The sequence below is a fragment of the Herbaspirillum sp. GW822-FHT03A08 genome, assembly GCF_058801885.1.
Window position 1 is genome coordinate 624964 of record NZ_JBXANR010000002.1, and the last position, 10284, is coordinate 635247.

Annotated in this window: 7 protein-coding genes and 1 tRNA gene; 3 read left to right on the forward strand and 5 right to left on the reverse strand. The window is 58.2% G+C overall.

Translation table 11 applies throughout. From position 1 onward, the window contains the following. Positions 1–68: 68 nt before the first annotated feature. Positions 69–144, reverse strand: a tRNA-Phe gene (locus tag AC1RN6_RS07900). 194 nt (positions 145–338) lie between these two features. On the opposite strand from AC1RN6_RS07900, the gene AC1RN6_RS07905 reads away from it, so the two are divergent. Together AC1RN6_RS07905 and AC1RN6_RS07910 are read left to right on the forward strand one after the other, a co-directional pair. After that, positions 339–1586, forward strand: coding sequence for an FAD-dependent monooxygenase (locus AC1RN6_RS07905; protein WP_493004380.1), 1248 nt, complete (start codon positions 339–341; stop codon positions 1584–1586). Between the two features lie 94 nt (positions 1587–1680). Further along, a complete protein-coding gene (locus AC1RN6_RS07910; protein ID WP_493004382.1) occupies positions 1681–2430 on the forward strand; it encodes a DsbC family protein in 750 nt (249 codons plus the stop codon). A gap of 88 nt (positions 2431–2518) precedes the next feature. Here AC1RN6_RS07910 and pth read toward each other — a convergent pair whose 3' ends face one another. Next, the gene (gene pth / locus AC1RN6_RS07915; protein WP_493004383.1) at positions 2519–3100 is read right to left on the reverse strand and encodes an aminoacyl-tRNA hydrolase; all 582 of its coding nucleotides are present in this window, start codon (positions 3098–3100) and stop codon (positions 2519–2521) included. Positions 3101–3306: 206 nt separating this feature from the next. On the opposite strand from pth, the gene AC1RN6_RS07920 reads away from it, so the two are divergent. Next, positions 3307–5658 carry a Tex family protein gene (locus AC1RN6_RS07920; protein WP_493004385.1) on the forward strand — a complete coding sequence of 784 codons (2352 nt, stop codon included), beginning with the start codon at positions 3307–3309 and terminating at the stop codon, positions 5656–5658. 157 nt (positions 5659–5815) lie between these two features. On the opposite strand, the gene AC1RN6_RS07925 is transcribed toward AC1RN6_RS07920, so the two are convergent. From AC1RN6_RS07925 to aroKB, 3 genes are all read right to left on the reverse strand, one after another. Continuing rightward, a complete protein-coding gene (locus tag AC1RN6_RS07925) occupies positions 5816–6574 on the reverse strand; it encodes a DUF5610 domain-containing protein (RefSeq protein ID WP_493004387.1) in 759 nt (252 codons plus the stop codon). 713 nt (positions 6575–7287) lie between these two features. Then, on the reverse strand, positions 7288–8439 hold the full coding sequence (locus tag AC1RN6_RS07930; RefSeq protein ID WP_493004389.1) for a deoxyguanosinetriphosphate triphosphohydrolase: 1152 nt from the start codon (positions 8437–8439) through the stop codon (positions 7288–7290). 78 nt (positions 8440–8517) lie between these two features. Further along, positions 8518–10251, reverse strand: a complete 1734-nt coding sequence (gene aroKB, locus AC1RN6_RS07935) for a bifunctional shikimate kinase/3-dehydroquinate synthase AroKB (RefSeq protein WP_493004391.1) — start codon at positions 10249–10251, stop codon at positions 8518–8520. Positions 10252–10284: the final 33 nt, after the last annotated feature.

Sequence of the window (10284 nt, forward strand, 5' to 3'; positions counted from 1 at the left end):
TTGTAGAAGCGGGGCCAAATTGTAGAAAAGCGGACTAGCCGTTATTCACAGGTAGTCCGCTTCATATTTGGTGGCCCGGGGCGGAATCGAACCACCGACACAAGGATTTTCAATCCTCTGCTCTACCGACTGAGCTACCAGGCCAAGAGGCCGAATTATAGCAAGATAATTTTAGAATGCAAAGGGTGCTTCTACTTTTTTTATAAAAAGTTTGTTCGGGCCATTTGTTTCCTCTTTGTTGTCGGCGCGCAGGCCTTTATTTATGCGGCGTTTCCATGGGTTTCTTGTGAGGGAGATCAAGGGAGGTGTTGTCGTGAAGCCGTTTATAATGCTTCCCCATGAATGGTCATACATTAAATTCTTCTTCGGCCGCTGCGCGCAAGGCGACGGATCCACAGTCCAGCGATATCTGTATCGTCGGCAACGGCGCGATCGGCAAGACTGCTGCCCTGGCATTGGCGCAAGCCGGCCTGCGTGTCAATTTGCTGGCGCCGGCATCGTCATCGACTGCGAATGCGGAACAGGTGAGCTGGGATGTGCGTGTTTATGCGGTCAATCAGATCGCGCGCGATCTGCTGTCTTCCATCAAAGTGTGGGATGCGATCGATGCGGCGCGTGTGGCTGCCGTGGATGGCATGGAAGTCTTCGGCGATGGCGACAATCATCCGGGCAAGCTGGCTTTCGATGCCTACTCGGCGCATGTCGATGCCTTGGCCTGGATCGTCGAGGACCGCAATCTGAATGCAGCGCTCGATGCGGCGCTGAAATTTTCTCCTAACGTGCGGGTGACCAACGGTCGCGCTGTTTCGCTGCGCACGGATGCGCAAGGCGTCGATCTGCAACTTGAAAATGGCGACGTGCTGAAAGCATCGTTGCTGGTCGGTGCGGATGGCGGCCAGTCGTGGGTGCGCGGGCAATGCGATATCGGGCTCGATTATCGCGCCTACGGCCAGCGCGCCATCGTGACCAATTTTTCCTGCGAGAAGGCGCATCAGGGCGTGGCCTATCAATGGTTCACCGCTGCGGAAGGCATTGTCGCGCTGTTGCCCTTGCCGGGGCAGCGCGTGTCGCTGGTGTGGTCGGCGCCGGATGCACTGGCGGAAACCTTGCTGCGTCAGCCCGCGGCGCAACTGGCGCAACATCTGGCTAAATACGCAGGACCAGTGCTGGGCGCCTTGACGCCGTTGGAGCCGGAACTGGTGCGCGACTTTCCGCTGACGCTGGTGAAGCCGCATGCGATGACTGCAGCGCGCGTTGCGTTGATCGGCGATGCAGCGCACGTGATTCATCCGCTGGCCGGGCATGGCATGAATCTCGGTTTTGCCGATGTTGCCGCGCTATTGAATGTGATCAGCACGCGCGAGCCGCAGCGTGATTGCGGCGATGCGCGCGTGCTGGGGCGTTATGCCCGCGCGCGCAAGGAAGAAGTGTTGCTCATGCAACTGGCGACCGACGGTCTTGCCCGCCTGTTTGAAACCAACATCGAGCCTTTGCGCATCGTACGTAATCTCGGATTGAACTTGGTGAACCATCTGCCGGTCTTAAAGCGGCGCCTGATGGCCCATGCGCTCGGCAAACGAGTTTAGAAAATTTACCTTATAGTGTGGGCAGAATTTGCGCGAGCCGGGCGATGAACGATCTTGTACCGGCTCCGACGACCGTCCTTCCATTGGAATAAACATGAAAAAGATTTTTGCACTTCCTGCTGCCTTGTCCGCAGTTGTGGCCGCAGCCGGATTGTTTCTGGCCTGCGTCGGTGGTTCGGCCTGCGCTGCCGATACGACTGAAGCCAACATCAAGAAACTGATTGAGCCGCGTCTCGGCGACGGCGCCAAGGTAGAGGCGGTGACCAAGACGCCGTACTCCGGTCTGTACGAAGTGCAGATCGACGGCGATGTGATTTATACGGATGCCAAGGCGCAATACTTGTTCATCGGCCGCGTGGTCGATTCGCAAACCTATCGTGACTTCACCAAGGAAAAGATCCAGGCGATCAACAAGGTCAAGTTCTCCGACCTGCCGCTGGATCTGGCGATCAAGACCGTCAAGGGCAACGGCAAACGTTTCATCGCCGTGTTTGAAGATCCGAACTGCGGTTATTGCAAGCGCTTCCAGAAGACCTTGCAGGAAGTCGACAACGTGACCGTCTACACTTTCCAGTACAACATCCTGGCGCAGGACTCGATCGAGAAGTCGCGCAATATCTGGTGTGCCGCCAATCCGAGCAAGGCCTGGAGCGACTGGATGATGAACGGCAAGGAGGCATCGGCTGCGCCTGCATCCTGCACAGCGCCGCATGAGCAAGTACTGGCACTGGGCCAGAAGATGAAAGTCACCGGCACGCCGACCATCATTTTTGCGGACGGCTCGCGTATTCCAGGTGCGATCGACGCCAAGACGCTGGAGCAGAAGTTTTCTACGCTGAAGTAATTTGCTGAAGATTCGAAAACGCCGGCAGCCTGCCTGATGCACGCTGCCGGCGTTTTTTATTGGGCGTCGGCTTCCGTGCGAGGCGAGACTATTTCGCTGCCGTATGCAGCTGCATCATGCCTGCTTCGAACTTGCCTTCAACCAGCAGAGGAATTGCATCGAGACATTTCTCGATGGCTTCGTTGATCAGTGCCTGTTCTTCCTTGCGCGGACGATGCAGTACGAAGTCGGCGACCGGTTGTTGCAGGCCCATCGTGCGCGGGTGGCCGATGCCGATGCGCAGGCGCCAGTAGTCTTGCGTGCCTAGTGCGGCGGTGATGTCCTTGAGGCCGTTGTGGCCGCCGGAGGAGCCGCCTTTCTTGATCTTGGCGCTGCCGGGCGAAATATCCAGTTCATCGTGTACTACCAGCACTTCTTCCGGAGCGATCTTATAGAAGCGCGCCAGTGCGCCGACCGATTGGCCGGAGCGGTTCATGAAGGTCTGCGGCTCCAGCAGCCAGACTTCACTGCCGCTGATGAATGTTTTTGCGGCCAGCGCGTTGAAGCGCGTCTCGCGTGCAAGACGGGTGCTGCCGGCGAGATTGTCTACCAGCCAGAAGCCGGCATTGTGCCGGGTTTGCTCGTATTCCGGGCCGGGATTGCCGAGGCCGACGATGAGACGGATAGACATACTGGATAAAAAATCAACAATTAAAGCGACGATTATCGCGGATATCGAATCGTCTCGTCCAATTCCCGCGAATTTATCGCTGTAAACCCGCACGCAAGCGATTTATTTCATCTATTTGGCAAGAAATAAGTCCTGTCAAGATTGGCGCATGCGGTTGAATTGCGTATCATCCAACGCTTGTTTTTCAATTCCCGGATTTCATTGTCATGTTGCCTTCCATCGAACAACGTTTAGCTCTTGAACTCGTCGCCAAGCCGGTGCAGGTTGCCGCCGCGATCGCCTTACTCGACGAAGGCGCGACCGTGCCGTTTATCGCGCGTTACCGTAAGGAAGCCACCGGTGGTCTGGACGACATCCAGTTGCGCTTGCTGGAAGAGCGCCTGCGCTATCTGCGCGAACTGGAAGGCCGCCGCGCCGCCATCATCGCGTCGATCGAAGAGCAGGGCAAGATGACGCCGGAGTTGCTCGATTCCATCGTCCACGCCGAAGACAAGACCCGTCTCGAAGACTTGTACCTGCCGTACAAGCCGAAGCGCCGCACCAAGGCTCAGATCGCAGCCGAAGCCGGGCTGACCGAACTGGCCGATGCACTGATGAACGATCCGATGCTGAACCCGGAAGAAGAAGCCGCCAAGTACATCAAGCCGGCCTTCACCACCGACAACGGCGACAATCCCGGTGTGGCCGACACTAAGGCTGCGCTGGACGGCGCGCGCCAGATTCTGATGGAGCGTTTCTCCGAAGATGCGGAACTGCTGCAAGCCTTGCGCGAATACCTGACCGACCACGGTGTGGTCGAGTCGAAAGTGATCGAAGGCAAGCAGGACGCCGGTGAAAAATTCGCCGACTATTTCGATTATTCGGAAACCGTCGGCACCATTCCCTCGCACCGTGCGCTGGCATTGTTCCGCGGCCGTCGCGAAGAGATGCTGACCGTGACTCTGCGCCTGGACACGGAAGAAGAAAAACCGAAGTGGGATGCGCCGCATAATCCATGCGAAGGCCGCATCGCCGCACGCTTTGGCGTGAGCAATAAAGGCCGTCCTGCCGACAAGTGGCTGGCCGATACCGTGCGCTGGGCATGGCGCGTCAAGGTCTTCATGCATCTGGAGACCGAGCTGATGACCGGCCTGCGCGAGCGCAGTGAAGCCGAGGCGATCAACGTCTTCGCCCGCAACCTGAAAGATCTGCTGCTGGCCGCGCCTGCCGGTCCACGCGCCACCATGGGCCTGGATCCAGGATTGCGTACCGGCGTTAAGGTCGCAGTGGTCGACGCTACCGGCAAGGTGGTCGACACCACGGCCATCTTCCCGCATCAGCCGCGCAACGACTGGGAAGGTTCGCTGCACACGCTGGCCAAGCTGGCCGAGAAGCACAACGTGTCGCTGATCTCCATCGGCAACGGCACCGCTTCGCGCGAAACCGACAAGCTGGCGCAAGACCTGATCAAGATGCGTCCCGAATTGAAACTGACCAAGATCGTCGTGTCGGAAGCCGGCGCGTCGGTGTACTCGGCGTCGGAATTCGCGTCGAAAGAATTGCCTGATCTGGATGTGTCGATCCGCGGTGCGGTATCGATTGCGCGCCGCCTGCAAGATCCGCTGGCGGAACTGGTCAAGATCGATCCGAAGTCGATTGGCGTCGGTCAGTATCAGCATGACGTCGGCCAGTCGCAACTGGCGCGTTCGCTGGACGCGGTCGTTGAAGATTGCGTGAATGCCGTGGGCGTCGACGTCAACACCGCATCGGCGCCGCTGCTGGCGCGCGTGTCGGGTCTGAACGCTGCGGTGGCGCAGAGCATCGTGTCGTACCGCGACATGAAGGGCATGTTTGTTTCGCGCGCCGCGTTGCGCGAAGTGCCGCGCCTCGGTGACAAGACTTTCGAACAGGCAGCGGGCTTCTTGCGCGTGATGAACGGTGACAATCCACTGGACGCTTCGGCGGTCCACCCGGAATCGTATCCGCTGGTGCAAAAGATCCTGGCCGACATCAACAAGGACGTCAAAGGCGTGCTCGGCGAAGCGGCATTGCTGAAGTCGTTGAGCCCGTCCAAGTATGCCGACGAAAAGTTCGGCGTGCCAACCGTGACCGACATCCTGAAGGAACTGGAAAAGCCGGGCCGCGATCCGCGCCCTGAGTTCACCACCGCGACCTTCAAGGACGGCGTGGAAGAAATCAAGGATCTGCGTCCGGACATGATCCTCGAAGGGGTAGTCACCAACGTGGCGGCTTTCGGCGCCTTCGTCGACATCGGCGTGCATCAGGACGGCCTGGTGCATATCTCGGCGCTGTCGAATACCTTCGTCAAGGATCCGCATACCGTGGTCAAAGCTGGTCAGGTGGTCAAGGTGAAGGTGCTGGAAGTCGACGAGAAGCGCAAGCGTATCGCATTGACCATGCGTCTGTCCGATAGCGCGCCGGTGGCCGGCAGCAAGCCGGAACAGCGTGGCGATCGTAACGACGCGCGCCGTCTGTCGCAACATCAGGGGCAGCAGTCACGTCAGCAAGCACCGGCGAATAATGCCATGGCGGCAGCATTTGCCAAGCTGAAAGGCTAAAAGCAAGGCAAGAGCATTCAGCGTTGTCGCACGAGAACGCTGAATACCTGGGCAAAAAAAGACGCGGCATGCCGCGTCTTTTTTTACGTCTGAAAACTTGCTGTCGTGTCTATTCGTACCACCTTGCATTAGCGCCACAGGGCGGCACGGCAAGACATCAATAGTTGGTGACTTCGGTATGAATCGACGTAACGGAGACGGAAATCGACACCGACGTGGATGTCGAGGAAGAGCTGCTGCCATCGCCGGTTGCAGGCGTCGATCCGTCATCGCCGGTGGGATTCTTGATCGACGCGATGAAGTCGGCAATGCCCTTTTTGAGGATCTCGTAAGTCTTGTCGATATTGCTGGCGATATCGCCGTTGAGCACATTCAAGCCCGACAGAATGCCGCGTGCTTCGCTGAAGCCCTGGTCGACGCCTTTTTGAATCAGGCTCATGAAGTTGTCGAAAGCGGCGTTCTGATCAGTGCCGGTACCGCTGCTACCGTCGCTATCGCTGTCGTCCGTACCATCGGATTTTTGCGTGGTGTTGTTGAGGCTGAACATCTGGAACGCGCTCTTGATGAAGGACAGAATGCGTCCGGCAGTCGCTTCCGGGCTGTTGTCCTGAGAGGCGGCGTTCTGGATGGCGTTGTCGCCGAGCTGAGGTTTGAGGATCTGGTTGATATTTTCAATCGCAGATTTGTAGACCAGCGCCAGCGGATCGTTTTGCGAGCTGATCGATACTTCCAGCGAGGCTTGCAGAATCGATGCATTGAATTGCTGTTTCACAATCGCAGGCGTCAGCTTGGTCTGGCCGGCGCCGTTGGCGCTGGTCGTCGCATCGGTGCCGTCCGTTGTCGCTGGCAAGGTGTTGCTCTGATTTGTCTGAGGGATGGTGCTTAACGTATTGAGGTCGGTGGTGCTGATTGCCATGGCAGTCTCCTGTACAAGGACCGCACAAAAGAAGGGGGAGAAACGCAGTCCATCCTCAACTTACGGCATCCAAAAAGGAATCTGAAGGTCAGAAAGGCAACTAACGATGTAGGAATTTGCCTACAAAAACGAGACAATACGTATCGTTTTGGCCGAAGTTGAAAGATTTTTTACTTTCGGCAAATCTTGTTTGAAACGATGTTCCCCGATGCTGACGCCCCATAAACGATCGTTTCCCAACTGAAGAAAAAGGCGCAATTATCTAAGGCGCGAGAGTTCCTTGTTTATCCCTCATGGTCGTATCGGCACACGTCGTGTCACGATGATTTGATGCAGAAAAATTGATCTGGAAACGGACCCGCGTGTAATTTTTTTCGTTATTGCGTTTCCGGTGCGGCAATTAATTTCTCACGCGCAATGTTGAGGCCGGTGCGATTCCGTTCTTCCGCCAGGATTTTGGCGGCGATCAATCCTTCCAGACCGAGCTGGCGGAATCATGGCCTGTCGATATTCATGCACGATCCGGGAAGCGATCATGCAGAAGCTGATACGCAAATTCATCGTGTCGAGATCGGCGTCGCTCTTATGTTCGAGTGTAATCAGCCTGATGTTGGTCACGTACACCGCTCTATAGCGTTGAGCTGCGCGAAATAGACAATAGACATTGGCTCCGAAGGAAGGCAGGGCTGATGCAAATCGATCGTAGCGACTGCTTACAGCTCTTCCACCATGAACAAACGGCGATGTTCACGCATGGCGTAGCGGTCCGTCATGCCGGCGATATAGTCGGCAACCTGGCGCGCCTGGCGACGACGGGCGTCGTCATCTTCGCCGCTGATCTGATAGTCGGGCGGCAGCAGATTGGGCTGGCCGATGAAGGCGGAAAAAAGCTCGGCGATGATGCGGCGGGCTTTGCTGGTCATGCGGTTGACCTGATAGTGACGGTACAGATTCTGCCGCAGGAAGCGTTTGAGAATCGCAGCTTCCTGTTGCATCGGTTCGGAGAAGCCGATCAGCGGCTGCGCATTCCGGACGTCGTCAATGTTCTTTGGATCGACGGCGGCGATGTTGGCCTGCGACGTGCGGATCAGATCGACGATCAGGCTATTGATCATGCGGCGCACGGTTTCGTTGATGGCGCGGCGACCGGTGATGCCGGGGTATGCCTGCTCGGCTTCGCGCTGATGACGCGCGAAGAAATCGACTTCGCTCAATTGCGCCAGCGTCAGCAGGCCGGAACGCAGGCCGTCATCGATGTCGTGGTTGTTGTAGGCGATCTCGTCGGCGAGATTGGCGAGTTGGGCTTCCAGTCCCGGTTGCTTCTTGTCGATGAAGCGCTGGCCGATTGCGCCAAGTTGTCGCGCATTATTCAGCGAGCAATGTTTGAGGATGCCTTCGCGCGTTTCAAACGTCAGATTCAAGCCGTCAAACGCGCCGTAATGCTGCTCCAGGTCGTCCACCACCCGCAGGCTCTGGAGATTGTGTTCAAAGCCGCCGAAGTCTTTCATGCAGCTGTTGAGTTCGTCCTGGCCGGCATGGCCGAAAGGCGTGTGGCCGAGGTCGTGCGCCAGCGAAATGGCTTCCACCAGATCTTCGTTCAGGCGCAGGTTGCGGGCGCAGGAGCGGGCGATCTGGGCGACTTCGATACTGTGGGTCAGGCGGGTGCGGAACAGATCGCCTTCATGATTGACGAAGACTTGCGTTTTGTATTCGAGGCGGCGGAATGCGGTGGAGTGGACGATGCGGTCTCGGTCGCGCTGGAATTCGGTGCGCGAACCGGGCGCCGGTTCCGGGAAGCGCCGCCCTGCCGAGTTCGCTGCATGTGCGGCATAAGGGGCGAGTTGGAGCGGCGCGTCTTGGGTCATGTCAGGAACTCATTTCAAAGGTTCTTCAATGCAGCGCAAAACAGGAGCAGCGAAACGGAAGGACTGAAGAAAATGCGATCAGCTTTCCGTACACGCTGCCAGGGTTTGCAGCAGGATGTCTTGTGGCACGCTGGTGATCAGCGGTTGTCCCAGCGGCTTGATCAGGATGAACTTGATCTGACCGCCTTCGTTCTTCTTGTCGACTTCCATCAGTTCCAGCCAGCGCTGCGTGCCGAGATTCGGCGCCACTACCGGCAGACCGGCGGCCTTGATCAGTGCAGTCAGGCGATCCTTGCTGGCGACGTCGATGAAGCCCAGGCGTTGCGACAGATCGGCCGCCATCACCATGCCGCAACCGACGGCTTCACCGTGCAGCCATTGACCGTAGCCGAGGCCCGATTCGATGGCGTGGCCGAAGGTGTGGCCGAAATTCAGGATGGCGCGCAGGCCGCCTTCGCGTTCGTCCTGGCGTACGACGTCAGCCTTGATTTCGCACGAGCGCTGGATCGAATACGCCAGCGCGGCATTGTCTTTGGCGACCAGTTTGCCGATGTTGGCTTCGATCCAGTCGAAGAAGGGCGCATCGATGATGGCGCCGTGCTTGATGACTTCAGCCAGGCCGGCCGACAATTCGCGTGCCGGCAGCGTATGCAGCGTCGCAGTGTCGGCGATCACGGCTTGCGGCTGGTAGAAGGCGCCGATCATGTTCTTGCCGAGCGGGTGATTGATGCCGGTCTTGCCGCCGACCGAGGAGTCGACCTGCGACAGCAGCGTGGTCGGAATCTGCACGAAAGGCACGCCGCGCATGTACGACGCCGCCGCATAGCCGGTCAGGTCGCCGATGACGCCGCCGCCCAGTGCAATCATGGTGGTCTTGCGATCGCATTTTTCTGCGAGCAGGACATCGAACACCTTCATCAGGCTGTTCCAGGTTTTCTCTTCTTCGCCGTCGGGCAGCACGATGGCGGTGACCTGCTTGCCGGCATCTTCGAGCAGCTTCTGGACCTGCGCCAGATACAGCGGGCCAACCTTGTCGTTGGTGACAATGGCGGCGCGCTTGCCGGCGACATGGCGCGTCAGCAATTCGGGATTGGACAGCAGGCCGTGGCCGATGGTGATCGGATAGCTGCGCTCTCCCAGGTCGACTTGCAGGGCAATGGTGGAGAGAGTGGAAGCGGTCATGGCGGGTTCTGCTGGAGTAGCGTTGTTGAGTAGGGTGGAGATGGCTTCGACCGCAATGGTTGTCGCGGCCGTATTGGCGGCTTCGGTGGCGGTCGACAGCATGTCGGCAGTTTGCTTGGGTGTCAGCTCGAGCTGGCTCAGAATGGACTGCACCAGAAATTGCACGTTCGGGCGACCGGTCTCGATGACGAAATCGGCGACTTCACGGTAGAAAGGATCGCGCTGGCGTGACAGCTCTTCGAGCTTGCGGCGCGGATCGGCGGTTTGCAGCAAGGGGCGGTTCTTGTCGCGGCCGGTGCGCTGCAGGATCTGGTTGATTCCCGCGCGCAGATAAATCACGGTGCCGCGCTGTTTCAGGTATTCGCGTGTCTCGGCGCGCAGGATGGCGCCGCCGCCTGTGGCCAGAACGATGTCATGCTGGGCGCTCAGTTCGCGGATGACGTCGGCTTCACGCCTGCGGAAACTTTCTTCTCCCTCGATTTCGAAGATCACGGGGATGGTTGCGCCGGTGCGCGACTCGATCTCGTGATCGGAGTCAACGAAGCGCTTGTTCAGTTTTTTGGCAAGGGCACGCCCTATGGTCGTCTTGCCGGCGCCCATCAGGCCGACAAGAAAGATGCTTCCACTCATATGCTAGGTTCGCTACGGGATTGTCCGGAGGCC

Excerpts from the sequence above, each read along its gene's own strand:
- aroKB (WP_493004391.1), bottom strand. The coding sequence starts at position 10,251 with ATGAGTGGAAGCATCTTTCTTGTCGGCCTGATGGGCGCCGGCAAGACG.
- AC1RN6_RS07905 (WP_493004380.1), top strand. The coding sequence starts at position 339 with ATGAATGGTCATACATTAAATTCTTCTTCGGCCGCTGCGCGCAAGGCG.
- pth (WP_493004383.1), bottom strand. The coding sequence starts at position 3,100 with ATGTCTATCCGTCTCATCGTCGGCCTCGGCAATCCCGGCCCGGAATAC.
- AC1RN6_RS07910 (WP_493004382.1), top strand. The coding sequence starts at position 1,681 with ATGAAAAAGATTTTTGCACTTCCTGCTGCCTTGTCCGCAGTTGTGGCC.
- AC1RN6_RS07930 (WP_493004389.1), bottom strand. The coding sequence starts at position 8,439 with ATGACCCAAGACGCGCCGCTCCAACTCGCCCCTTATGCCGCACATGCA.
- AC1RN6_RS07920 (WP_493004385.1), top strand. The coding sequence starts at position 3,307 with ATGTTGCCTTCCATCGAACAACGTTTAGCTCTTGAACTCGTCGCCAAG.
- AC1RN6_RS07925 (WP_493004387.1), bottom strand. The coding sequence starts at position 6,574 with ATGGCAATCAGCACCACCGACCTCAATACGTTAAGCACCATCCCTCAG.